This is a genomic window from Streptomyces sp. SAS_272 (assembly GCF_052543235.1).
Genome location: NZ_JBMNDR010000040.1, coordinates 54,760 through 78,151 on the forward strand (window position 1 = coordinate 54,760; position 23,392 = coordinate 78,151).

The 23,392-nt window shown below is 71.3% G+C and carries 18 protein-coding genes; 7 read left to right on the forward strand and 11 right to left on the reverse strand.

The genetic code is table 11. The features are described from left to right. Positions 1 to 35: 35 nt before the first annotated feature. From ACN6LD_RS22710 to ACN6LD_RS22730, 5 genes are all read right to left on the reverse strand, one after another. Positions 36 to 158 carry a hypothetical protein gene (locus tag ACN6LD_RS22710; protein ID WP_266720057.1) on the reverse strand — a complete coding sequence of 41 codons (123 nt, stop codon included), beginning with the start codon at positions 156 to 158 and terminating at the stop codon, positions 36 to 38. 77 nt (positions 159 to 235) lie between these two features. Further along, a complete protein-coding gene (locus ACN6LD_RS22715) occupies positions 236 to 2,086 on the reverse strand; it encodes an alpha/beta fold hydrolase (protein ID WP_445044120.1) in 1,851 nt (616 codons plus the stop codon). Continuing rightward, positions 2,079 to 3,518 (reverse strand): MFS transporter, encoded by a 1,440-nt coding sequence (locus tag ACN6LD_RS22720; RefSeq protein ID WP_445044121.1) that lies wholly within the window; start codon positions 3,516 to 3,518, stop codon positions 2,079 to 2,081. The genes ACN6LD_RS22715 and ACN6LD_RS22720 overlap by 8 nt, the downstream gene beginning before the upstream one ends. A gap of 575 nt (positions 3,519 to 4,093) precedes the next feature. Further along, positions 4,094 to 6,007 carry an SMI1/KNR4 family protein gene (locus ACN6LD_RS22725; RefSeq protein WP_445044122.1) on the reverse strand — a complete coding sequence of 638 codons (1,914 nt, stop codon included), beginning with the start codon at positions 6,005 to 6,007 and terminating at the stop codon, positions 4,094 to 4,096. Between the two features lie 56 nt (positions 6,008 to 6,063). Continuing rightward, the gene (locus tag ACN6LD_RS22730) at positions 6,064 to 6,900 is read right to left on the reverse strand and encodes a helix-turn-helix transcriptional regulator (RefSeq protein WP_445044123.1); all 837 of its coding nucleotides are present in this window, start codon (positions 6,898 to 6,900) and stop codon (positions 6,064 to 6,066) included. A 139-nt stretch (positions 6,901 to 7,039) separates the two neighbouring features. Here ACN6LD_RS22730 and ACN6LD_RS22735 point away from each other — a divergent pair, with 139 nt between their 5' ends. Next, positions 7,040 to 7,816 (forward strand): NAD(P)H-dependent oxidoreductase, encoded by a 777-nt coding sequence (locus ACN6LD_RS22735; protein ID WP_445044124.1) that lies wholly within the window; start codon positions 7,040 to 7,042, stop codon positions 7,814 to 7,816. 123 nt (positions 7,817 to 7,939) lie between these two features. On the opposite strand, the gene ACN6LD_RS22740 is transcribed toward ACN6LD_RS22735, so the two are convergent. From ACN6LD_RS22740 to ACN6LD_RS22755, 4 genes are all read right to left on the reverse strand, one after another. Further along, positions 7,940 to 9,052, reverse strand: coding sequence for a S8 family peptidase (locus ACN6LD_RS22740; protein WP_445044125.1), 1,113 nt, complete (start codon positions 9,050 to 9,052; stop codon positions 7,940 to 7,942). A 183-nt stretch (positions 9,053 to 9,235) separates the two neighbouring features. Beyond that, positions 9,236 to 10,474 (reverse strand): glycoside hydrolase family 30 beta sandwich domain-containing protein, encoded by a 1,239-nt coding sequence (locus tag ACN6LD_RS22745; protein WP_319196392.1) that lies wholly within the window; start codon positions 10,472 to 10,474, stop codon positions 9,236 to 9,238. 484 nt (positions 10,475 to 10,958) lie between these two features. Next, entirely contained in the window at positions 10,959 to 11,303 is a 345-nt protein-coding gene (locus tag ACN6LD_RS22750) for a DUF1330 domain-containing protein (protein ID WP_445044126.1), read from the reverse strand. A 178-nt stretch (positions 11,304 to 11,481) separates the two neighbouring features. After that, positions 11,482 to 12,681 carry a serine hydrolase domain-containing protein gene (locus ACN6LD_RS22755; protein WP_445044127.1) on the reverse strand — a complete coding sequence of 400 codons (1,200 nt, stop codon included), beginning with the start codon at positions 12,679 to 12,681 and terminating at the stop codon, positions 11,482 to 11,484. Between the two features lie 656 nt (positions 12,682 to 13,337). Here ACN6LD_RS22755 and ACN6LD_RS22760 point away from each other — a divergent pair. From ACN6LD_RS22760 to ACN6LD_RS22780, 5 genes are all read left to right on the forward strand, one after another. Then, positions 13,338 to 14,471, forward strand: coding sequence for a sugar ABC transporter substrate-binding protein (locus tag ACN6LD_RS22760; RefSeq protein ID WP_319197344.1), 1,134 nt, complete (start codon positions 13,338 to 13,340; stop codon positions 14,469 to 14,471). Positions 14,472 to 14,786: 315 nt separating this feature from the next. Next, positions 14,787 to 15,110, forward strand: a complete 324-nt coding sequence (locus ACN6LD_RS22765) for an N-acetyltransferase (protein ID WP_445044128.1) — start codon at positions 14,787 to 14,789, stop codon at positions 15,108 to 15,110. 182 nt (positions 15,111 to 15,292) lie between these two features. Next, entirely contained in the window at positions 15,293 to 16,231 is a 939-nt protein-coding gene (locus tag ACN6LD_RS22770; protein WP_319197348.1) for a YhjD/YihY/BrkB family envelope integrity protein, read from the forward strand. 136 nt (positions 16,232 to 16,367) lie between these two features. After that, positions 16,368 to 16,607, forward strand: a complete 240-nt coding sequence (locus tag ACN6LD_RS22775) for a DUF5302 domain-containing protein (RefSeq protein ID WP_319197349.1) — start codon at positions 16,368 to 16,370, stop codon at positions 16,605 to 16,607. 522 nt (positions 16,608 to 17,129) lie between these two features. Continuing rightward, positions 17,130 to 18,344 carry an MFS transporter gene (locus ACN6LD_RS22780; RefSeq protein ID WP_319197350.1) on the forward strand — a complete coding sequence of 405 codons (1,215 nt, stop codon included), beginning with the start codon at positions 17,130 to 17,132 and terminating at the stop codon, positions 18,342 to 18,344. Between the two features lie 142 nt (positions 18,345 to 18,486). Here ACN6LD_RS22780 and ACN6LD_RS22785 read toward each other — a convergent pair whose 3' ends face one another. Next, the gene (locus ACN6LD_RS22785; RefSeq protein ID WP_445044129.1) at positions 18,487 to 20,004 is read right to left on the reverse strand and encodes an RICIN domain-containing protein; all 1,518 of its coding nucleotides are present in this window, start codon (positions 20,002 to 20,004) and stop codon (positions 18,487 to 18,489) included. Positions 20,005 to 20,481: 477 nt separating this feature from the next. Beyond that, a complete protein-coding gene (locus tag ACN6LD_RS22790; protein WP_445044130.1) occupies positions 20,482 to 22,410 on the reverse strand; it encodes an alpha-L-fucosidase in 1,929 nt (642 codons plus the stop codon). A 122-nt stretch (positions 22,411 to 22,532) separates the two neighbouring features. On the opposite strand from ACN6LD_RS22790, the gene ACN6LD_RS22795 reads away from it, so the two are divergent. Then, positions 22,533 to 23,392: IS30 family transposase (locus tag ACN6LD_RS22795; RefSeq protein ID WP_445044131.1), on the forward strand; the 860-nt coding region annotated here is incomplete at its 3' end.

Genomic DNA, 23,392 nt, shown 5'->3' on the forward strand with positions numbered 1-23,392 from the left:
CGGCCCTTGTCGCGTCGGGCCGGCCGGGCCGTGGGTCACTCCTCGTCGTCGCTCTCGGCGGCGTTGCGGAACGGGATCGTGATCGTGATGCCGATGCCCGGCTTGCGGTTCTCCTCGTCGCCCGCGAGCGGATCGTTGTGGATGATGTCCTTCTGCATGGTCGTCCTCCTTCTCGGGTTCATGGCGTGTGCTTCGGGCGGGTGGTGCTGTGCACGGCCCGGTCCCGTTGCGTCGGTCAGCAGCGGGACCGGGGTCCACCCGGCTGTGCCGGGGGACGCGAGGGGGCGCGGGGCGCCGGTACGGGCAGGTGCGTGCGCAGGAAGATCAGGGAACGACGCAGGACGGCGACGTGCGTCGCCCCGTCGTAGCCGTCGTGGCCGGTGTCGAGCCACATCTGCTCGTGGGCCACTCCCGCGGCGGTCAGGGCGTCGAGGTAGCTGCGGATCTGCTCGGGCGGGCACTTGACGTCCTTGTCCGCGCCGACCACGAGCAGAGGCGCCGTCACCTGCGGCGCGAAGGTGAGGGGCGAGCTGCGGGCGTAACGGTCGGGAACCTGTTGCGGAGTGCCGCCGAACCAGCGCACGTCGAGGGCGCGCAGCGCGGGTGTGGTCAGCCGGTGGGCGGTCACCCAGTCGGCGACGGGCTTCACCGCGACGCCGGCCTGCCACAGCCCGGGGCGGGTGCCGAGGGCGAGCAGCACCAGGTACGCCCCCCAGGAGACGCCCCACAGGGCGGTGGCGCGGTCGTCGGCGAGCCCGCGACGGACGAGGTCGGCCCGGACGGCGGCCAGGTCGTCGACCTGTGGATGACCGACGCCTGCCGCGAGCGCCCGTCGCCAGGCGGGGCCGTAGCCGGTCGAGCCGCGGTAGTTGACCCGTGCGACGGCATAGCCGGAGGCCACCAGGGAGTGCACCGTGGCGTCGTACGCGTCCCGGTCGTGGTCGGCGGGCCCGCCGTGCACCAGGAACACGGTCGGCGGTGGCACGGGGTCGCCGCCGGGGCCCGCGTCGGAGTGCGGGCGGTCGCCGGCGGGCGGGCGGCCTTCGGAGAGCGGCAGGCTGAGCAGGGTGTGGACCGGGCCGTGTGGCGTCGGGGTCCACAGCTCGGTGTGCCGTCCGGGAACGCGGGGCAGGAGACCGGGCGTCGGCAGGGCGACCCCGTCGGTGGCGCGCGGCACGGGCGGGTGGGCGGTGTCCGTCCACAGGTAGTGCAGGGCCCCGCCCGCGCGCGGGGCCGCGTCGAGCAGGGTGCCCGGGGCGGTCGGGACGATACGGCGGGTACGGCGGTGCAGGGACACCCGGTGCAGCAGCGAGCGTCCGTGGCGCTCCTGACGCACCAGCACGTCGTCGGTGTCGGGGTACCAGTGGGCGGTGATCTCCGTGTCGAAATCGCACCAGGGGTGGGTCACGAGGCCGCGGTGCGGTGTCCACGTGGCCAGCTGGTAGCCGTCCTCCAGTTCGTGCACCAGCAGCAGTTCGCGACGGCCCGGCCGTGGCGAGAAGCCCCGGCACCACAGTCTTCCCTCGGGGCTGCCCGCTTCGGGCAGTTCGGCGACGACCCGGCCCGTCGAGGTGACGACGCTGACGCTCGCGTCGCCGTCGGACACGATCGCGAGGGCCACCAGGTCGCCCTCCGGCGTGACACCGCCCAGCCGGCCCTCCCCGGTGACGCCGAAGACGTCGCGTGGGGCCCGGCCGCGCCGGCCCAGCAGCAGCCGGGTGCCGCCGTCGCGGGGTGCGAGCGCCGCGGCGACCGTCCCGTCGGCCGTGACCGCCAGTCCGCGCGGGAGGCCTGCCGGGGCCCCTGGCAGGCCGGGCAGCCGGCAGCCCCCGTCGAACGGCTGGAACCACCAGTGCCCCCGGCCGGCGGCGTCCTCGTCGAACCACCATACGTACGCGTCGGAGTCGACGGCGCAGTGCACCGTGCCCTCGGGCCGGTCGGTGACCTGTCGTGTGCGTCGGGTGGCCGCGTCCCAGGTGAAGACCTCGCATCGGCCGTCGGCGTCGGCCGTCAGCACCATGCGCCGGGCGTCGCCGGGGCACACGTGCGGCAGCGCGCTGAGGTAGACCCTGAAGGCGTCACCCACGGCCGTCCCCCGTCCCCGCCCTGCTGTGCGCGGCGGCCGACGCCCCCGCGCGCAGCACGGCTGTGGCTCTGAGCTGCGTGTACAGGGCGAGGGCGGCGAACAGCGCGGTGCACAGCAACGCGGGCGTGCGGACGGTGCCTGCGGTGACGAGGACGCCGGCGAGCGGCGGTGCGCTCGCCGCTGCCAGCGCGGAGGCCGAGCCGAGCACACTCGCGGTGCGCGACTGGAGGGCGACGGGTGTGCACGCCACGGCGGCACTGGACAGGACCACGGTGATCAACGGCACGAGCAAGGACAGCCCGGCGAACGCCGCTCCCCAGCCGATCGCGCCCTGCGCCCACACCAGCGAGCCGCAGGGAAGGGGCAACAGCCAGGCTGCCAGGGTCAGTAGGCGTACCGCACCGAGCCGTCGCACCAGGGGGGCGGCGACCAGCGAGCCCAGCAGACCGGCGGCTCCGGCCGTGGCGAGGACCAGGCCGGCGGCAGCGCTTCGTGCGTCGCCGCCCAGCCGGAACAGCGCGGTGTAGAACAGCAGCGTCAGGGCGCCCCCGGCCGTCGACGTCCAGACCAGGACGAGGCGCAGCACGGGGGAGGCGGCCACCGTCACCACACCGGCTTTCGCGGCGCCCAGCCGGTCGGTCCACGATGCGCGCCGGCCGGTATCCCTACCGGTGCCGGCATCAATACCGGCACCGCTACCGGTGCCTGACGGCCTGTGCGGGGCCGTGGCGGGGGCGGGGGAGTCGAGGGGAGTGCGGAGGGCTCGTACGCCCAGTGCTGCCGCCGCGTAGGTGAGGGCGTCGGCCAGGAACGGCACGGGCCGGGCGAGCTGGAAGAGGGCACCGCCGAGCGCCGGACCCGCGATGAGCGAAACCTGGTCGCCCACCTGCATACCGGCTGCCGCCCGCGGCAGTTCCTCGACGCCGGCCAGGTGGACGAGGGCCCCGCGCGAAGCCGCCTCGTAGGCGACGGCGCACAGCCGCTCCGCCATGGCCAAGGACACCACGACCCATAACGCGGGGCGGCCCAGACAGACGAGAGCCAGTGCCCCCGTCGCGAGGGCTGCGAGCGCCGCAGCCCCCGTCATCAGGCGTCTTCGCCGTCCCCGGTCCGCAGGTATCGCGAGCAGCGGTCCGAGGACGACCCCGGTGAGCGCGGCGACGCCGGCGAGCGAGCCCGCGGTGCCAGGACCGTGGCCGAGTTCCAGGAGCAGCAGCGGAAGGACCAGCCCGGAGGCCTGGCTGCCGAGTCCGTCGACCGCGTTGACCCACCACAGGATCCTGAGGTCCCGGTGCACCGGTGCGGGCGGATCGGCCGACGGGGCCGGACGCTTCAGGTCGCGCGGCGTGTCGGCGGCGGGCAGCTGCTCGTCGTGCGCTGGTACGGGCCCCCGGGGAGGCCGGCGGATCGGTGACGCGTCGACGATCCCCACCTCCCCCGTGCGCCCGGGACGTCGCGCCGTACGGCCGACATCCAGGTGGCGAATGTGTGCGAGTCGTGAAAGTGAGCGGGAGCCTAACCATTGCTCAGCGTCAGCGACAAGTGCCGCACAGTACGCAGTCGTCGCCTCATACGGCGACATATGGCCGACGACCGACTGTTCACGAACAAGCGCCCGTGCAGGCGGTGCGGGACGGACGCAGGGGCCGGCGCTTCACCGGGGCCAGGGATTCCGCTTCACATCCGCATATCCACGGCGTCGCCCTTTCGACGGCGTGTCACGCCGTCCGCACCGCCCGGAGCGTGTCCATGGCACGGCACGTGTCCGTGTTCTCCGTGTCCCGTGCGCCGCTCGGCCGGAGCGCCCGGTCCGGGCAACGGTTGCGCAGCCGAACGAGGAAGCCCGCGAACGACGCCGACGATGCGCGGGACACTCCGCCGACGGGCCGCCCGGCACCGCGACGCGATCTGCCGCGACGACGGTGCGTGTGCGCGGTATTGGCCGACAATCCGCTGCCGGGCCGCCCGCCCGCGTTCTGTCCCCCGGCCGTGGGATCCCGCGCTGACTCAGGGCCGGCGCCGGTCCCGCTCGAAGGTGAGACAGGCGTATCGCTCGCCCGCCTGAGGCGCGCGGGTCCAGGACCGGGTCGTGAAGGTGCGCAGCCTGCCCTGTGTCAGTGCGAAGCGGGGGAGCGACAGACCGAGTTCGAGGTGCAGGGCCTCCAGCACGCGCAGCTCGTTGTCGAGTTCACTCGTCTCCGGACGGAACAGCCGCACGGGGTCCAGGCGCTCGGGTATCTCGCCGGAGCGCCGTGTCTCCGTACCGCGCACGGTGAACGCGTAGAGCTCCCGGCCCAGCTCGGCGACCGAGAGATGGAAAGCGGCAGGGCGATGCCGCGGGGACGCCGCCCGCGGGTCGCGCCACACGACCACCGCTCGGCCCGACGCGGAGGCCGCCGCAGCGGGCGAGGTGAACCGTTCGTTCAGATGGCGACCGCACGTGCCGTCGAAGGCGAAGGCCCACGCCTGCGCGGTGCGCCCGACGGCGACCACCGCACGGTCCTCCCAGTGTTCCACCCGTTCCACGCCGTCGCGCTCGCGGGGCCTGAAGGCTCGCCAGGACAACTCGCGCGCCGTGGCGGGGACGTCCAGTTCGGCGCCCTCCTGCCCGAGCAGGGCGGGCAGCGCGGCGGGGTCCGCACCCTCGACCCAGACACAGCGGTATCCGTCGAGCGGCTGCCCGTCGACCGTTGGCCCGGTCAGCCAGGCGAGGCCCGGCGGGTCGAGATCGGGCACCGGATCGGGCGCCGTGTCACGAGCGGCGCCCGCCTCTCCGGCCCGCGGTGTGGAGAGGATCTCCCGTCCGCGCTCCGGGGTGATCAGCGGGCCGAGGAACGGATCGGCGAGCAGCCCGATCGGGGCGATGAGCTCGGGTCCCGGCGGCTCCCACGACGCAAGCCCGTCCCGCAGCACCCGCCACGCCGCGTCGGTCGCGCCCCAGCGGGCCTCCTCCCAGGCCTCGGCGACGGCCCGTCCCCATGGGCCGGGCGGCGCGTAGCGGTGGACACCGTCCCGCATCGCGCTCAGCACGGTCTCGGCGGTCCTGCGGTCCACGCCGCGGGCGGCCATCATTCCGAGCCAGTGGTCGTCCCCGCCCAGCCGCCACTCGCCGCGGGCCGGCGTCATGGCCTCCACCGGAAGAACCTCCGGAAGGTACCGCGGGTCGGCCGCGAGGAAGCCGTAGTCCTGTGAGCGGCCCGGTGTCGTCAGGTGCTGCAACTGCTGCAGCAGGACGCGGCTGTGCGGCCGTCCGAAGGACCGCGCCTCCTCGAGCAGGGGCAGGGCCTCTTCATGGCGTCCGCGCAAAGCCAGCCGACGGGCCTCCTCCACCCGGGCGTCCTGGAGGCGCGTGGTCGCGTTCACGAAGTCGGGTCTGCCCGCCCGGCTGCCGTGGAAGCCTCGGTACACGGCCTCCATGTACGCGCGAAACGACGGGTGGCGTGCGGGCAGCTCACCGCTCCACCCCTGGTACACGTAGAGCGCCCACTCGCCGTCCTGGTCGCTGTCGCCGGGGTCGAGCAGGGCGTGGGACATGTCCGAGTCCGTCTCCAGCCGCAGCGCCCGTTGCCACATCCCGGCCAGCAGGACGTCCTCCTCGCGCGGGGCGTCGCCCAGTTCCTGCTCGTACAGCGGAGTGAGGCCGTGCGGATCCTGGAACCAGCCGATGTCCGCGACGCCGCCGAGCGTGTAGACGCCGGCCGTCTGGTCCACACGCCATCCGTCACTCGCGGCCAGGAAGGCCCGGTACGAGGGCGGCAGCCGCCGCCCCAGCCGCTCCTCGGCCGCGGCGAGCGCCGCCTCGTCCGCCCCGGGCCTGCCCAAGGACTCGCTGTCCCCGGAGTCGTCCTCGGGATCGTCCGGGACCCACTCTGCCTGCCAACGTCCCAGGAAGTCGTGCCAGTCGAAAGGCTCACCGCTCATGCCCCGATGGTGCCATCAGGCACTGACAGCGCCCGGGTGGACCGGCACCTGCACCGCTACGGGGCGGCGCGATGCCCCTCGCCGCCGCTGCCGGCGCCCAGCCCGGCGAGCAGGCGCAGTCCGTCCTCGGTGGGGCTGCCGGGAGGCGCGGACAGCACCAGCAGTTCCCTGGCGGACGCGTCCGGCAGCGCGAAGTTCTCCTGGTGCAGCTCCAGCAGACCGACCAGGGGATGCCGGTACGCCTTGCGTCCGTGGGTGCGGGCGCGCACGTCGGCACGGGCCCAGAGGCGGCGGAAGCGCTCGCTGCCCATCGCCAGCTCGCCGATGAGCGAGGCCAGCCGCGGATCCTCGGGGAACTGGCCGACGGACAGGCGCAGGTGCCCGACCACGTCGCGGGTGCACTTCTCCCAGTCCCCGTACAGGCCGCGCTCGGCCTCCTCGAGGAAGATGTGACGGGCGGTGTTCATGCCCGCCGTCGGCCGACCGTAGAGGAGGTGGGCGAGGCGGTTCCCGGCGAGAACGTCCAGGCGGTGGTCCACAATGAGCGCGGGTGCGTCGGCGACCAGGTCGAGGACGCGCAGGAGTTCCGGCCGCAGCCGTCCGCCCGGCGCCTTCGCGCGGCGGCGGCGCTGCCCGGCGAGCCGGCCGAGGTGACCGCGTTCGGTCTCGTCGAGGCCGAGGACGCCGGCGAGCGCGTCGAGGACCTGCTCGGACGGCTGTGTGGCGCGGCCCTGCTCCAGGCGCACGTAGTAGTCGACGCTGACCCCGGAGAGGTGCGCGACCTCTTCCCGGCGCAGCCCTTCGACCCGGCGGCGACCGTCGGCGGGAATGCCGACGACCGCGGGGTCGACCCTGGAACGCCGGGTCCGAAGAAAGCCCGCAAGATCGTCCATGTCCCCAGTATGGCCTCGGACGGTGCCCACGAGGGTGGCCCTGCCGTTACCAGGAAGTCCCGTCCGACGGACCGGGCGCCCCTGAACGCGGGGCGCACCGGTGCCCAGAATCGAGGGCATCCGATCCGAAGGAGTTCCCATGAAGACGTTGATCGTCTACGCCCACCCGGAGCCGAAGTCGCTCAACGGCTCGCTCAAGGACCTCGCGGTGACCACCTTGGAGAGCGCCGGGCACGAGGTGCGGGTGAGCGACCTGTACGCGATGAACTGGAAGGCGGTCGTGGACGCCGACGACTACGGCCCCGGCGCCTCACGCCCCTTGAAGGTCGTCGCGGATTCGGGGCGGGCCTTCGACGCCGGGACACTCACCGCGGACGTCATCGCCGAGCAGGACAAGCTGCTGTGGGCCGACACGATCGTCTTCCAGTTCCCGTTGTGGTGGTACACGATGCCCGCGATCCTCAAGGGCTGGGTGGACCGGGTGTTCACCTGCCACTTCGCGTACGGCGTGGGCGAGCACAGCGACACCCGGTACGGCGAGCGCTACGGGGAAGGCGCCCTCGCGGGCAGGAGGGCCCTGCTGTCGGTGACCGTCGGTGGCCCGGAGGCTCACTACGCGGCTCGCGGGATCAACGGCCCCATCGACGATCTGCTGTTCCCGATCCACCACGGCATCCTGTACTACCCGGGCATCGAGGTACTGCCGCCGTTCGTGCTGTACGGCGCCGACCGGATGACCGACGCGGACCGTCCGGACATCGCGAAGGCCTGGGAACGACGCCTGCTCACCCTGGAGTCGACGGAGCCGATCGCGTACCGGCGACAGAACTTCGGCGACTACGACATCCCTTCGCTGCAGCTGAGGGAGGGACTGGAGCCCGCGGGCCGCACGGGTTTCGGGCTGCACGTGCGCTGAGTCGACACCGGCGGCCGCGGCCGTCTGGACGGGCCGGGTCTTCGTCGACTGCGAGCATGTCTTCGACGGCTTGCCGGCGTGAGTGAGTGGGGGGTGACACAAGTAGCGGGCCCGGCCGGGCGGTCAGAGGCCGCCCGTGTCGAGGAGCCGGTTGGGGGTGTCGGAGCGGACGCCGTGCAGAACGCCGCGGGTGGCCGTGTGGTCGAGCCAGACGTGGACCTGCTGTGCCGTGGCGTGCGGGTGTGCCGAGAGGTACAGGGCGATCACGCCGGTGGCATGGGGTGCGGCCCAGGACGTCGCGCCGCCGTCCTCCGTCGCCGTGCCGCCTCCGGCCAGGGCGGCGGTCACCTTCTGCCCGGGCGCGTAGAGGTCCACGCACCGTCCGTAGCCCGAACCGTAGGAGCCGCTGTCGTTCCACACGCGGTCGGCCGGGGTGGAGGCCGCGACGACGATCGTGCCCGGGACGCCGGCCGGGGAGTGCTTGCAGGCGTCGTCGTGGTAGTTGCCGGCTGACACGACCGTCGGAATGCCCGCGTCGACCATCTTCTTCACCGCGGTCTCCAGGGCCGCCGACCGGTGGCCGAGGTTGAGCGACATGTTCACCACGGCGGGCTTCTGCGCGTGAGCCGTGACCCACTTGACCGACTTGACCAGCGCTGCCTCGGCTGCAGCCGGGGAGCCGCCGCCCTCGCTCTCGCACACGATGCCCTGAACCCGTACCAGGTCCGCCTTGGGAGCCACCCCGTACTTCGCCCCGCCGATGACGCCCGTGACGAACGTGCCGTGGCCCACCCCGTCTTCGCCGAAACAGTCGCCGGAGTCCTTCGGGCCCACGAAGTCGGCGCCGAGGCGGGCGCGTCCGCCGAACTCCTTGTGGGCGATGTCCATTCCGGTGTCGATCACATACACATGGACGCCCTTGCCCGTGGCGGTGGTGGTGAGCTTCCCGTTCAGCGGCCGTGACCGCTGGTCCAGAATGTCCAGGTTCCACGGAACGTGCCGGGTGAGGGACGATGCCGTGCCCTGCGCGTTCGCGGACAGCTTCTCCACCGTGGCGGGGGACGTCGGCGTCGCACCGGACCGCGCCGCGTCCCCGGAGGACGCCACGGACCGCCCCTCGCCCTGGGCGGGCAGCGCGCCGCCGTGCCCGGACGTCGCGCCCGCCTTCCCGCCGCCGCAGGCCGAGGCTCCGAGCACCGTCGCCATGGCCACCACCAGGAGACCCGTCTTCGTCATGTTCCGTGTCACAGCGTCCCCCAGCTCCGGCCTCGTCCACAGTCGGCGCAGAAGACGACGACGGGCGGCGCGCGGTTCCCGGGGCACGTCGGTCCGACCTCCCGCGGATCGGAGCGGGCGCTCTTCGAGCGGCTGTCACGTCGGCGAGGAACGGGGGCGCGTCCTCCTCGGCGGTGTTCTGCGCTATCCGGTGACCAAGGTCGTCACGCTCTGAGCCGGGAGCTGGGCGGTGAAGGCGCCGTTGGCCACGGTGATCCTGCTCTGGGGCGCGAGGTTCCGGCTCGCGTCGGTCAACCAGGAGGACACGCCGGACGAGCCGTTGTTCCGCAGCGTGAACTGCTGGCTCACCGCCGAGGTTCCCTTGTTGACGGCGACGATGACCACCCGGGAGTCGCTGCCTCGGTACGCGGAGGTGTAGACGTTCGACTGGGGGGTGGCGGTCACGGCGATCCGCACGTGTCCAGGGCGGACGAACTTGGCGAAGTGCGCCATGCCGGCGCCGCGTTTGCTGATCCGCCCGTCCTCCCGCATGGGTCCGTAGCCGCGCCGGATGTACCACCACACGTAGGCCTGGAACTCGGCGTCCACCATCGCGCGGTGGATGTGTTCCGCGACGTCGAGAGCCTGGGGCCACAGATCGGCCGAATCGGTGCTGTTGGGGTAGTAGACCTCGGTCATCCAGAGTTCCTTGCCCCCGCCCTTCTGCTTGAAGAGGGGGTAGGGGAAGTTCGAGAACGACGTGCCGTAGAGGTGCGCCCCGAGGATGTCCAGGTTCGCGAGCGCCGCGGCGTCGTTGAGGACGGGGTCGGAGAAGCTCTTCACGTACTGGAAGGACTCCGGGGCGATGACCCTGGTGCTGATGGACCCGGCGTTCTCCCGCAGGAACCTGGTCATCTCGCTCGGCGTCCACCACGTCCAGTCATGGGCGTAGTCGGGCTCGTTCTGCACGGAGATGGCGTACAGATTCACTCCGTTGCTCTTCATGAAGGCGACGAAGTCGTTCAGGTGCTGCGCGTAGGCGCCGTACATGGAGTAGCGGAGCCGTTTGGCGTTGGTCTGCTGGCCTCGGACGAAGGTCTCGACCATGGCGGCGGGAGGATTCCACGGCGAGGCGAACACGGTCGCCCCGAGTTCCACGGCGCGCTTGGCCGTTGCGACTTCGCGGCTCCAGTTCGCGCGGTCCTCGGCGACGGGGATCCTCAGCACGGAGAACCCGAGCTGGCCTTCGCCGTTGCCGAAGGCCGTGTCCCTCTGGGCGGCGGTCAGGTCGCCGATCCAGAGCGGGTGGTTCATGCCGCCGAATCCCCGGATCGTCTGCCGTGTCGCCGACGGGTCCACGATCACCGGAGCCGCTGCCGCGGACGGTGTGCGGGACGCCCCGGCAGCCGGCGCCGCGGTCACGAGGACGGGAAGCGCGCTCATCGTCGCCAGAACGGCGCGGCGGCTGGGTAATTCCGGCCCGGTGCTGCCGGCTGCGCGGTCGTGTGACGCCATGGTTCCTCCTGGACTCGGCGCTGACGTGTGCCTGCTCGTCCCCGTGTCGGTTGCTGCGCCTCGGCACGTGGCGGTGCACGGTGCCGAAGAATTTCGCCGTCGGTGTGCTGATCGGCGGTGGTCGCCCGCAACGGCGCGCAGGTGGGCGTCGGTCGGTCGAACTCTCGGGCAGGGCAGGACCGCGAGGTCGTGGGAGCGCTCCCGCGGCTCCCCCGCCGGCGAATGTTTCGGAAGGTGGACCGATCGTGTAGCAAGCGGTGTAGAGGACCGTAGGTGCACCCCCTTGCATCGTCAAGCCTCAGGGAACCCCGGTCGCGCGACCGGCAGGCAGCCGTCAGCAGGATCACGACGAGTGGGGCGTCGGGCTTCCCACCGTGTTCCGGTGTCCTCACCGAGTGGCGGGCGCGGGCTGTCACGCGGGCAGGGAGTCCCTCATCGACCGCGCGGTGGCGCTCGCGTCGTACCCGTCGGCGACGCCCGGCACGAGGATGATGTCGCCCTCGATGTGCCGCGAACGCAGTGGGGCGATCTCCTGATACGCGTCCGAGCCCCACCATGTCTGTGCCCGGGCGAGCGAGGGAAAGCCGATGACCACGACGTGTCCGGGCCAGCTGCCCTCCTTCACCTCGTGCTGTGCGCCGTGCACCAGGAAACGGCCCCCGTACGGTGCGAAGGTGTCCGTGATGCGCTCGATGTACTCGGCTATGTCCCCATGGGGAGCAGCCGCTTGCAGGTGCGCGATCGCGTAGGCAGACATGGCGTCCTCCGGGCTCGTCGGTCCTTTGTGCCGATGATCCTGGCACCACGCCGTGCAGCGGTCGATGACCTCTCAGGTAGGTGCGCATGGGCCCGTGGTCCCGGCCGCGACCACGGGCCCATGCCGTCGGCCGGGTCCCGTGGTCGTGTCCTCGGGACCCGGCCGGAGCCGAGGGTGCTCAGCGCCCGTCGCGCAGCAGTGCGCAGACGAAGTTCTCCTGGACGGCGCGCAGCCGCTCGAGCCGCGCGGGATCGCCGGCCGCGTTGATCTGGCTCGTGAGCGAGAACGTCAGTGAGCGCCGGCCGTCGGGCGTGGCGGCCACCAGTTGCGTGTAGCCGGGGAAGTTGCCGGTGTGGCCCAGCACGACACCGCACCGTGTCGTGTAGCGGAAGACGGCCAGGCCGGCGGCGTTGCGTCCCGGGCCCGCGGGCACGGACGCACCCGCGATCCAGCGGCGCTGCTCTCGCACGAGGCGTTTGCCGTAGAGCGCGCCTGACGCGTAGCCGCGGATGAAACGGGTCATGTCGAGCGGTGTGGAGACGATGCCGCCGGACGCCCATGCACCGGAGGCGCTGACCAGCTCGCTGACGTCCTCCGGAGATGCGGGGTCGCTCATGTCGTACCCGTGCAGGTAGGGCTCGGGCATGCGGTAGCCCTGCGGGAGACTGGTGTCGCGCAGCCCGAGCGGCCGGTAGACCAGTCGCTGCAGGAGCTGTTCGTACGGGGTGCCGGTAGCCGCTTCCGCCATCAGGGCCACGGCGATGTTGTCGGAGTTGGAGTACGCGTACCGGCTGCCCGGGGCGAACAGCAAGGGCTCGCCGGCCACGTAGTCGAGCAGGTGGCGGGAGTCGAAGTGGTGGCGCGGATCGGCGGCGAGCTCCGCCATGAAGCCAGGGGACTGCGAGTAGTCCGGCAGTCCGCTGGTGTGGTGCAGCAGCTGCCGCAGCGTCACCTGGCCCCATGCGGCCGGGAGCTGCGGGAGGCGCTTGCGCAGGGTGTCGTCCAGACGCAGTGTGCCACGGTCGACGAGGGACAGGGCCACTGCTCCGCTGAAGGCCTTGGCCGTGCTCGCGATCCGCATGTGGTCGTTGACGCGCGGCGGGCGGCCCGTCGCGAGGTCCGCGGCGCCGGCCCGGAACACACGGGTCTGCTTGCCGTCGCGCAGGACGGCGATGACGGCGGGGGGACCGCCCGGCTCACGCACGAACTGCTCGATCTGACGCTGGAGCGTGCGATCGCCCGTCGGCCCGGCAGTGCCGGCGGCGGTGCCCGCGGTGACCGGTGCCAGTACCGCCAACGAAGCGGCCGCGAAGACGAGCACGGTCCTTCGACGTGATCGCCTGAAGGCACGGGGAGGCCGAGCGGGGCGTGGTGACATCGAGACTCCTGACGGTGGTCGACGGCATGGCAGCTCAAGCCTCACCGGCCCCGCACGCCGACGCCGATTCCTGTTGCTGCAAACAGCCCAGTGCATCTTCCGGGTCTGCGCCGGCGCGTCTGCAGAACGCGCTCAGCCGCGAAGCGGTGCGTCTCGTCGAGCGGGCGCGGTGCCCCCTGAGGATCTCGACAAGCGCGTGATCGACGCGCTGGGCCTGCGTCGGACGGGCTGGCGGAGCGGCCTGGCAGGCGCTCGGGCTCCCGGTCGATCACCGACCGGAGCGTCTTCGCGTGAGCGTCCGATGGCCGAACCGACCCCTGGTCGTGCACCTGGGGACTCGGCACGACGGAGTCCGGAACCGACGCCGGACCACGGCAGGACAGCCGCCGCCGCGACGTCGGATCGTGTGGTGATGTCGGCGACGGTGTTCGGGTTCGGTGACCGGTTGGTGAAGGTCGCGTTCATGGCCCTCCGCCGGGCCCGCAACGCCGCTTCGCCGTGCCCCCGGGCCGCTAGAGTGCCCGCACCGTCGCCACAGTTCCGGAAATGCGCCGGCCGCCCCACACACCGGTGCGCCCCTCCGGGCCTGGCCGGCGCGGCGTCCGCACGGGGACCGCTCCCCGCCCCGCCCCCCATCGCCCCGGAAGGCGCCCGCCGTGACCACCCGCACCACCCGCACCTCCGCTCGTGCACGTCGCCTCGCCATAGCCGTCGTCGCCTGCCTCTCCCCCCTCTCCCTCACCGCCTGCGGCCTCGTCGACTCCGTCGGGGACGACGCGAAGACCCCGTCCAGAAGCGACGACATCACGGTCGGCCTCCTCCTGCCCGACACCGAGACCAGCCGCTTCGAGAAGTTCGACTATCCGCTCATCAAGAAGGACGTCGCCGACCTCACCGACGGCAAGGGCACGGTGAAGTACGCCAACGCCGGGGCGGACGCGGGCGTGCAGCTCAAGCAACTCGAGGACATGATCACCGCCAAGGTGGACGTGATCCTCGTGGACGCGGTGGACGCCCGGGGCATCAAGAGCGGGGTCGAGAAGGCCAAGGAGGCCGGCATCCCCGTCATCGCGTACGACCGGCTCGCCCAGGGGCCGATCGACGCCTACGTCTCGCACGACAACGAACTCGTCGGCGAGGTCCAGGGCCGCTCGCTCCGGGAGGCGCTCGGCGGCAAGGCGGCCACCAGCAAGATCATCATGATGAACGGCTCGCCGGAGGACCCCAACACCGCTCTGTTCAAGGAGGGCGCGCTCAACGAGCTCAAGGGCAACGTCGTCATCGCCGAGACCTACTCCACCTCGCGTTGGCTGCCCAGCGTGGCGAAGGCCAATATGAAGAAGGCGATCCGAGCCGTCGGACTGAAGGGCATCGCCGCCGTCTACTCGGCGAACGACGGCATGGCGGGAGCCGTCATCGACGCGATGAAGGAGGCGGGCGCCACCAGCCTTCCGCCGGTGACCGGGCAGGACGCGGACCTGGCGGCCGTGCAACGGATCGTCTCGGGCGAGCAGTACATGACCGTGTACAAGCCGTTCCTCCTGGAGGCGGAGCAGGCCGCGAAGATGGCGGTGGCCAAGGTGCAGGGGCGCTCACTCGAGTTCGACGCGCTGACCCGCGACAAGGTCGACAGCCCGACCAGGGAGGGGATTCCGGCGAGCCTGGTGCCGGTGGTCGCCGTCACGAAGGACAACATCGAGGACACGGTCGTCCGGGACGGCGTCTACACCGTCAAGCAGATCTGCACCGCCGAGTACAAGGCGGACTGTGCCGCCATCGGCCTGAAGTAGCGTCCACGGCACGCGCCTTCACACGGCCCCGCACCACGACGCCCCGCACGCTGCGGTCGGATCCGGCGAGGCGCCTCCCGGCCCACGCCGGGTGACGTTCCCGCAGTCGGTGTCATGAGACCGGTGGCGAGGGGCACTCGCGTCGGCATGCAGGGAGACGAGACGTATGTGAGGAGCGGCTCGCGCGCCGGTCGTGGACCCGGGGCGCAGTCCTCGCCGCGGGGCGGCGGGGGCAGGCATCGGCGCCCCGGCAGGCGAGAGGGCCGGTGGCACCGCAGACTTCTGGCCTGTCGCGCGGTTCGGCTGATGCCCGCGGTGTCTCCTCGAGGACCGGACGAGGAGTGCCTGCTGCTGGTGCACGTCCGCAAGGTGGTCGGGCAGGTGACGTACCGGGTGTGCGGCGAGTGCGCGGACGGGGTGATCACCGAGATCGTCCTCGACGAACCGTTCCGTACCTGCGGGCTGGGCACGAGGGCGCTGTCGCATCTGCGCGCCAGGTACCCCGAACTGACGTGGCGCACCACGCTCGACACCCGCCTCACGCGTGACCTGATGCACCGGCAGCGCATCCCCAGGGCGGGCGCGGCGGGAACGTGCTCGCACGTCAGGTCTTCCGCAGCCGGTCACCGCCAGGAGTAGGCGGATCCGCACGGCGCCGGCACGGCGCAGGCGCGGGGCGGGGCGCGGCGGCTCAGGCGGGCGGCGCGCTGTCGCGGGGCTGGTCGGGGGAGTGGCCCGTGCGGCGTTCCCGGGCGGGAGGACACCGGCGGTTACCCTCACGCCGTGTGAGGGGACCGTCCGGGAAGGAGGACCCAAGGGCAGTGCTCCGTCGTGAGCGTCTGTTGAGGACGCTGACCTTCTGTCTTCGACCCGCCTTCGCCCTGCGCGTCGTCGGCCGGTTCCAGGCGGTCATCGGGTTCGACCGTTCGATGGCGCTGGCGTCGAGCGCGTTCACCGCGCTGGTCCCGCTCACGGTCCTGGCCGGGGCCGTGCTGGGCGGCATGGTCCAGATCGACACGGCGCAGCGGATCATCCAACGGTACGACCTGGACGGGGCGGGCGCGGAGGCCGTGACGTACCTGTTCTCACCGTCGCAGGAGGCGAGCGCCGGCACCGGCGTGCTCGGTGTGCTCTTCCTGACTGTCTCCGTGCTGAGCTTCGCGCGCGCCGCGCAGCGGCTGATCGAGCAGACCTGGGGGCTCTCACCGCTCAGCGTGCGCAACTCACGCAACGGCCTGTGGTGGGTCTTCTGCCTCGGCGGCTACGCCCTCGTCAGCGGATGGATCTCCGCGGTGCTCGGCGAATGGGCGGGCGGGCTGCCGGCGGCGGTGTGCCAGGCTGCGGTGAGCGCGGTGTTCCTGGTGTGGAGCGGCCGGCTCCTGTCGGCGAAGCGGGTCCCGGCCGCCGAGCTGATCCCGTTCGGGGTCACGGGGGCGGTGCTCGTCAGTGTGTATTCCTGGGGGGCGACCCTCTACCTGCCGCGTCTGTTCAACTCCTACGCCGACCGCTACGGCGTGGTCGGCGCCGTCTTCGCCATGCTCTCGGCTTTGTTCGCCGCCATGTTCGTCATCGTCGCCTCGGCGGTGCTGGGGCGTGAGGTGAGCGAGGAGCTCGCGCGTATCCGCCAGGGACGGCGCCCCTCCGAGCACGAGGTCCGCCAGGAGTGGGAGGACCTGCGGGAACAGGCGCGTTCACGCTGGCGCAGGGTGCGCGAGGACGTGGTCCGTCGTCGTGGGAAGCGCGGCGCGACGGGACCGTGAGCGGGAGACGCCTGGGCCGGGCGGCCGGCCCGGCAGCCGTCGGCCGCCTCGTCGGCGGGGATGCAGGACACGGAGCAACGCGCGGTGCTCGGCATGACAAGCTGTGCTTTCCACTGCCCGGTCCCAGGAGGTCACCATGGCTGGAGAGTCTTCACCGCCCGAAAGCGCGGAACCCGTCGACGGCGAGAAGGGCGCCCCCGCGCCCGACGCCGACGGTCAGGACGACTTGAAGCGCAAGTTCCGAGAAGCTCTGGCGCGCAAGCGAGGGTTGCAGGCGGACGCCGCCGACGTCGCTGCGAACAGCGACACGTCGAAGGTTCACGGCACGCACGGGCCGGCTGCCAGCCAGCGCTCGTTCCGTCGCAAGAGCGGCTGAGTTCCAGGGCGTGTTCCGAACGCCGCGTCGTCTGCCCGAAGCGCAGAGGGGCCTTTCGGAACACGCCCTGGGCGGGCATGCGTCGTCCCCACTGCCCTGGGGGGGGTGGGCGTGGGGACGACGGAGCTCGGTGGCCGGGGGGAGGGCCTTGTTCCGAGCTGTAGGACACGCATTCTCGCGATCCGGGGATGTACGCGTACGACGCCACGTTTGTGGCGTAGATCACATCCCGTGCAGGCGGCTGATCACGCAGAGCGGCGCCGGAAGCCCGCTCCGAGGGGAGCGGGAGACATGGCGACCGGGGGTGCCTGCCCCGCCCGTGTGTGACAGGCGCCATACCCTCAGGGCGCCGATCTTGGAATGCCCGCACTTCTGTGGTCGCTGCAGTGGGTGGGGGCCTCCCTCGCACGGGGGAAGCCGGGCGATGACGGACGGCGCCCCCGGCCGCCACCGCCGTAGGGCCGTGGCCTGCGTCTGCTTCGACTTTCCGAACCCCCTTGTGGTGAAAGGTGTTCTCGTACCATGCCCTTGGCACTGCTGGCTCTTGCCCTCGTCGCGTTCGGCATAGGTACGACCGAGTTCGCCACGATGGGGCTGCTGCCCCAGATCGCCGACGGGATCGGCGTGTCCGTGCCGCAGGCCGGAAACATCGTCTCGGCCTACGCGCTCGGCGTCGTCGTCGGCGCTCCGGTGCTGACGGGCCTCGGCGCCCGCCTCTCCCACAAGCGTCTCCTGCTCCTGCTGTCCGGGCTGTTCGTGGTCGGCAACGTGGCGTCCGCCCTGGCTCCCGGCTTCGGCCTGCTGTTCGCCGCACGGTTCCTGGCGGGTCTGCCGCACGGAGCGCTGTTCGGAGTGGGAGCCGTCGTGGCCTCTCGCCTGGTAGCCCCGGAACGGGCCGGACGGGCGGTCTCCAGGATGTTCCTCGGGCTCACCGTCGCGAACATCGTCGGCGTGCCGGCCGGCACGGCGCTCGGGCAGCAGCTGGGCTGGCGATACGCCTACTGCGCGGTCGCCGTCATCGGCCTCGTCGCCCTCGCCGCGCTGGCTGCCTTCGTTCCGCATCAGCCGCGCGGCCGCCAGGCCGGCGTCCGGCACGAGCTGCGGGCGATGGGGAACCGGCAGGTCGCTCTCGGTCTGGTCACCGCAGTCGTGGGATTCGGCGGCTTCTTCGCCGTGTACAGCTACCTCGTGCCGATGCTGACGCACCTGACGGGCTTCACCGACTCCTCCACGACCTGGGTTCTCGCGCTGTACGGCCTCGGCATGACGCTGGGCACGCTGGTCGCGGGCCCGCTGACGGACCGCGCACTGCGCCCGACGCTCTACGGAGGGTTCGCGCTGCTCGGTGCGACGCTCGTGACGTTCTTCTTCACGGTCCACAGCGCTGTTCCCGCACTCGTGACGCTCGTCGTCATGGGCGCGATGGGAGCCCTCGTCACGACGCCGGTTCAGATGCTGCTCATGGCCAAGGCGAAGAACGCCCCGACGATGGCGGCGGCCTCCAACCATTCGGCTTTCAACCTCGCCAACGCGGGCGGCGCGTGGCTCGGCGGTCTGGTCATCTCGGCCGGCTGGGGTTGGGCCTCGCCGGCGCTGGTCGGCGCCGCCCTCGCCGCCGTCGGACTCGGGCTCGCCGTTCTCGGGGGTCTCATGGACCGAGGGGCCGGGGGATCGGACCTCGTCGCGTCGTCGGGGCCCGACGCCAGGACCGGGGCCGGACGGGTCCCGGCGTCCTGACGACGACCGCGGGGCCGGCCGCTTCGGCCTCGTGGCCCGCCCGACAGCCTGCGGCGGGACAAGGGGGCCGTCCGGTCCGGGCGAACCGAAGGGGGCGCCGGCCGACGAAGTGCCGGCCGGTGCCCGCCTCACGACGAGGGCGTCAGCCGACGGTCCACTTCTGGCTCGTCGCACCCGTGCCCGTCAGCTGGACGACGGGCGCTCCGGTCGTCGTCGCGTTGTTCAGCACCCCGAGGTTCAGACCGCTGTGCACGGCCACCAGCATGTAGACGCTGCCGGTGTAGCTGCCGACCAGGTCGAAGAAGAACTGCTGGTTGGCGCCGCCGTTGCAGGTCCACTGGATGAGCTGGCGGTTCTCCGCGGTCGACTTGCTGGGGACGTCCAGGCAGAGCCCGCTGTTGACGTTCTTGAGCGTGAAGATGTTGGCGGAGACCTTGGTGACCGTCCACCGCTGGCTCGTCACGCCGGTGCCGGTCGCCTGGACGACGTCGGCGTTGGAGGCGGTGGACCCGCCGGTGACGTCGAGCAGCATCGAGCTGCCCGAGTTCGTCAGGGTGTGGGCCGCCGCCGTCGGTACGCCGCTGTGGGGCGTCCAGGTGCCCGCCTGGACGTCGAGAGACCAGGTCGGGTACTGGCCGAGGTTCACCGTCGTGCCGCTGATGGTCAGCGGCAGCCAGATGAGCTGGGACGCGCCGAGGTCGGAGGGGTTCCAGCGGTCACCGGCGTAGACGTACGTCGTGCCGGAGGATCCGGCCACCGTGATGATGTTGGCGGTCTGGCTGCCGTACGTCCTGGTGCCCGGGGCGGCGAAGTTCCTCATCGTCGACCAGGCGCCGCTGACGGAGGTGGCGGTGGAGTAGACGTTGTCGTTGAGGCTCCAGCCCGTCAGGTGCGAGGCCAGCAGGTAGTAGACGCCGTTGGCTTTGATCATCGCGGGTGACTCGAAGCTGTTGGCGCCGCCGCCGCTGCCCAGTATGGCGACCGTGCTCACCGGGGTGAGGTAGTCGCTGGAGAGCAGGTCGATGCGGAGGCCGTTGTTGCGGTCCTCCGACAGCAGGTAGGCGGTGCCGTCGGTGTCCTGGAACAGGCCGATGTCCCGGCTCAGTTGGCCGAGCGGGCGGGAGCTGCCCCGATAGTCGTAGGTGCCGCAGGGCGTGCTGCTGGTGGCGACGCCGACCTTGGCCTCGGAGTAGTCGGCGCTGTCGATGTGCACGTACATCACGTACTTCTGGGTGGCGGCGTTGTAGATCACCTTCGGCCGCTCGACCACCCGGGAGGGGCCGAGGTCACCGCCGGCCTGCAGGGACAGCGCGTTGCCGCGGTACGTCCAGTTCGCGAGGTCGGTCGAGCTGTAGCACGCGATGGCCTGGAAGGAGGTGTCGGACGACGTCTCGCCCGACTTGTTCTCGCCGAAGCCGTACCAGGTGTCACCGACCTTGATGATGCCCATGCCGTGCAGCTGCAGGGCGTTGCCGCTGGTGTCGGTCCGTGGCGCGCCGGTCGTGAAGGTCACGGCGCCGGCGGCTTGGGCCGCGGAGGCCGGCATCAGGAGTGCGGCGGCGGCCGCCGTCAGGCTCAGGAGCAGGGCGACGGCAGCGCGCCCTGCTCGGCCTCCGCGGCCGCGGCCGTGGCCGTGGCCGGAAGACGTTCCTCGGAACATGCTTCTTCACCTCTTCTTCGGGGTCCCGGACTCATGTCCGTTCGGGACGCAGCACGTCGGTGCGGCTTGCGATGCCGAGGCGGGGGGAGGGAGGTGAGCCGGGCGCGGGCGACCTGAGCGGGGAGGGGCCCGGTACCGCTGAAGCCCGGTAGGGCCGCGTCCGGTCCGGGACCGGCTGACGGGAGGACGTATGTGTCTGCCGCCCGGCGGGTCAATGACAACGGGTGCCTGAAGCGCTGTCAAGAAGTGTGCGTTGGTTTATGTTTCTTTTTGACTGATCTCGTCGGATGGGTAAGCGTGGGTTGCCCTGTGACTGAGGATCGGTCACACGTTCCGGCCGGCGTCGGGGCAGCCTCGACGCCGGCCCGTCGACCGCCGAGCGGTCGGTGGGCCGGCAACAGGACCAGCATGCTGCGCTGGTGGGTTACTGATCGGTTTTGTTCGGGAAGCGCAGGCAAGCCGATGACGGGGAGTCAGTCAGCCGACCGGTCTGATCGTCCACAGCAGGTTGGTGCTCTGCTGCCACGTCCACTGTTTGACGACGGCCCCTGAGGTGACGTTCCCGCCGCCGTCGAGGACCAGTCCTGTACGGCGGTTGGCGATCGAGTACTGGCCCTGGCCGCGGTGGGTGATCTGCCACTGCTGGGTGTCGCCGCCGTCCCAGGTCTTCTGCCGGGCGGGGTCGCCGTTGGCGGTGGAGCCCCAGCCGTCGGCGACCATGCCGTTGGTGCGGTTGACGAGTCTGTAGTAGCCGTTGCCGAGGTCGACGGCCTGCCACTGGAGATTGGTGGAGTTCACCGCCTCCCACTGCTTGAGGTTGGAGCCGGCGGCGACGTTGCCTCCGCTGTCCAGGACCAGGCCGTTCGTGACGTTGGTCAGGCGGAGGTAGGTCGCGGGGGCGAAGGTCACCCTCAGGGAGGCGATGGCGTCGTTGTTGCCGGTCACGCGAAGGTCGGGGGCGTCCGAGGCGAAGGTCCAAGCGGTGCCGGTGAAGTTGTCGCCGGAGTAGCCCGTCACCCGGAATCCGGCGGGCACCCGGAGCGAGGAGGCCATGGCGGGCCCCAGGCCGGCGGCGGACAGCTGGGAGGACGTGTAGCTGCCCAGCGGCAGGTCGGCGCGAGTCCCCTGATAGTCGACGTGCTGGAACACCGCCGGCGCCGAAAGACTCACGGGCATGCCCTGGACCTCGACGCACACCACGGAGACCCTCGCGTCCGGCGCGGCTGCCGGCACGGTGATGTCGATCTGGTCGGCGACGGTGTACGGCAGCGAGACCGAGGGGTTGTTCATCAGGTAGACCCGGGTGATCGTGTTGTCGATCGCGGGGACCTGGAGCCTGCCGTCCGTGGGCCAGGTGAACACATGGGCGAAGAGCTTGCCGCTCTTCTTGGTGAGCTTGCCCCATGCGGGTTCGGCGGCCGACGGGCTGCCGCTGGTGCCGTGGATGCTGTCGCCGTACGTCGACATCCATGAGGCCAGGCCGTTCAGTACGGTCTGGGTTCCCGCGGTCACCGAGCCGTCACCCTTGGGGCCGATGTTCAACAGGAGGTTGCCGTCCCGGGAGACGACCGTGACGAGCTCCTGGACGATGTCCTTCACGGATCGGTACGAGTTCTCCCTCGACGCGTTGTAACCCCAGGCGCCGTTCATGGTGGCGCACCGTTCCCAGGGTCGGCTCATCGGTGCGCTGGGTATCCCGAACTCCGCGACGGCGTAGTCGCCGAGACCGTGGTCCCGCTTGACCCGTTCGTTGACGATGAGGCCGGGCTTGCGGGCGATCAGCCAGTTGTAGAGGTCGACGCCGTCCGACGCCAGCCACCAGTCCTCGAGGGTGGGGTCGGACGGCTCGTCGAACCAGTCGCCGTCGAACCACAGCAGTGCCGGGTCGTAGCGATCCAGCAGTTCCTGAAGCTGCGCCTTCAGGTCGGCGATGTAGGCGGTGCGGGCGGCCTGCGAGGACATCGTGGTGAGACCGCCCTCGTGGCGGTCGGTCTGCGAAGGGTGGTTCCAGTCGAGGATCGAGTAGTAGAGGCAGAACTTGATGCCACGGCTTTCGCATGCCGCCTTGAGGTCCATCAGCGGGTCGGTCTGGACGCCGTGGTAGTCGTGCAGGTTGTACCGCTTGGCGCCCGTGGTGTCGGTGAAGCCGGCCACGTCGGAGTCCCACATCGCGAAGCCCTCGTGGTGCTTGGCGGTGATCACGAGGTACTTCATGCCGGCGTTCGCGGCCAGTTCGGCGATGGCGGTGGCGTCGAACTGCGCCGGGTCGAAGTTCTGGGTGACCTGGGTCTGGTAATTCGCCTTGCTCCACTGCTGGCTGTCGAAAGCCCACTCGCCCTGGCCGAGGTAGGAGTAGGACCCGAAGTGGATGAACATGCCGAACCTGGCCTGATACCACCAGTCCATTTTCGACGGGACGGTGTACGCCTGGGCGGCGGTGGGCCACAGGCCCTGCGGCAGACCGAAGGCCGCGATCCCTCCGGCTTGGGTTCTAGGAGTCGTTGCAACACCCCAGTTCAGGGGATGCGATGGACTTCGAGATCCGTAAGATCCGGACGGCTCAAGGGCCTGTGAAGCTGGCTCGGGAGCGGGCGACATACTCCCGGCTCATGGAGCAGGGCTACAGCAACAACGAGGCGTGCCGGATCATCGGGATCAATCGACGGACCGGCCAGAAGTGGCGTAACGGTCGCAGCGCCGACCGGCGGCAGAAGGCTGCACCACCGATCCACATGGTGGTGCAGCCTTCCGGCCCGTCCCGCTACCTGCGCGAGGACGAGCGGATCCACATCGCCGACCGGCTGCGTGAAAAGGCGACCGTCCGGGCGATCGCCACCGAGCTGGGCCGCAGCCCCTCCACGATCAGTCGGGAGATACGACGCAACCGGCATCCGGGCAGCGGCGCCTACCGGCCGCACGCGGCTCAGGCCCGGGCCGATGCACGCCGTCCCCGCCCCAAGCCCCGCAAGATCAACGACGCTCCGGAGCTGCGGAACGCCGTCCAGGAGATGCTGGACGAGAAATGGAGCCCGGAACAGATATGCCAGGCTCTGCGGGCAAGGTTCCCCGAGCGGCCGGAGATGCACGTGGTCCATGAGACCGTCTACCAGGCGCTCTACGTCCAGGGCCGGGGCCAGCTACGACGGGAACTTGCCGGCGCCCTGCGCAGTGGCCGTGCCCGCCGCAAACCCCGCCGGCAGGCCAACTGCCGCCAGCCCCGCTTCACCACTCCGATGGTCATGATCAGCGAACGCCCCGCCGAGGCCGAGGACCGGGCGGTCCCGGGCCACTGGGAGGGCGATCTGATCATCGGCAAGGACGGTAAATCCGCGATCGGCACCCTCGTCGAGCGCGCCACCCGCTATGTAATGCTTCTGCACCTGCCGGG

Bases quoted from the DNA above. Each gene is read 5' to 3' on its own strand.
- ACN6LD_RS22710 (WP_266720057.1), bottom strand. From the start codon at position 158: ATGCAGAAGGACATCATCCACAACGATCCGCTCGCGGGCGACGAGGAG.
- ACN6LD_RS22725 (WP_445044122.1), bottom strand. From the start codon at position 6,007: ATGAGCGGTGAGCCTTTCGACTGGCACGACTTCCTGGGACGTTGGCAG.
- ACN6LD_RS22730 (WP_445044123.1), bottom strand. From the start codon at position 6,900: ATGGACGATCTTGCGGGCTTTCTTCGGACCCGGCGTTCCAGGGTCGAC.
- ACN6LD_RS22735 (WP_445044124.1), top strand. From the start codon at position 7,040: ATGAAGACGTTGATCGTCTACGCCCACCCGGAGCCGAAGTCGCTCAAC.
- ACN6LD_RS22740 (WP_445044125.1), bottom strand. From the start codon at position 9,052: ATGACGAAGACGGGTCTCCTGGTGGTGGCCATGGCGACGGTGCTCGGA.
- ACN6LD_RS22745 (WP_319196392.1), bottom strand. From the start codon at position 10,474: ATGAGCGCGCTTCCCGTCCTCGTGACCGCGGCGCCGGCTGCCGGGGCG.
- ACN6LD_RS22750 (WP_445044126.1), bottom strand. From the start codon at position 11,303: ATGTCTGCCTACGCGATCGCGCACCTGCAAGCGGCTGCTCCCCATGGG.
- ACN6LD_RS22755 (WP_445044127.1), bottom strand. From the start codon at position 12,681: ATGTCACCACGCCCCGCTCGGCCTCCCCGTGCCTTCAGGCGATCACGT.
- ACN6LD_RS22775 (WP_319197349.1), top strand. From the start codon at position 16,368: ATGGCTGGAGAGTCTTCACCGCCCGAAAGCGCGGAACCCGTCGACGGC.
- ACN6LD_RS22780 (WP_319197350.1), top strand. From the start codon at position 17,130: ATGCCCTTGGCACTGCTGGCTCTTGCCCTCGTCGCGTTCGGCATAGGT.
- ACN6LD_RS22785 (WP_445044129.1), bottom strand. From the start codon at position 20,004: ATGTTCCGAGGAACGTCTTCCGGCCACGGCCACGGCCGCGGCCGCGGA.
- ACN6LD_RS22790 (WP_445044130.1), bottom strand. From the start codon at position 22,410: ATGGACTGGTGGTATCAGGCCAGGTTCGGCATGTTCATCCACTTCGGG.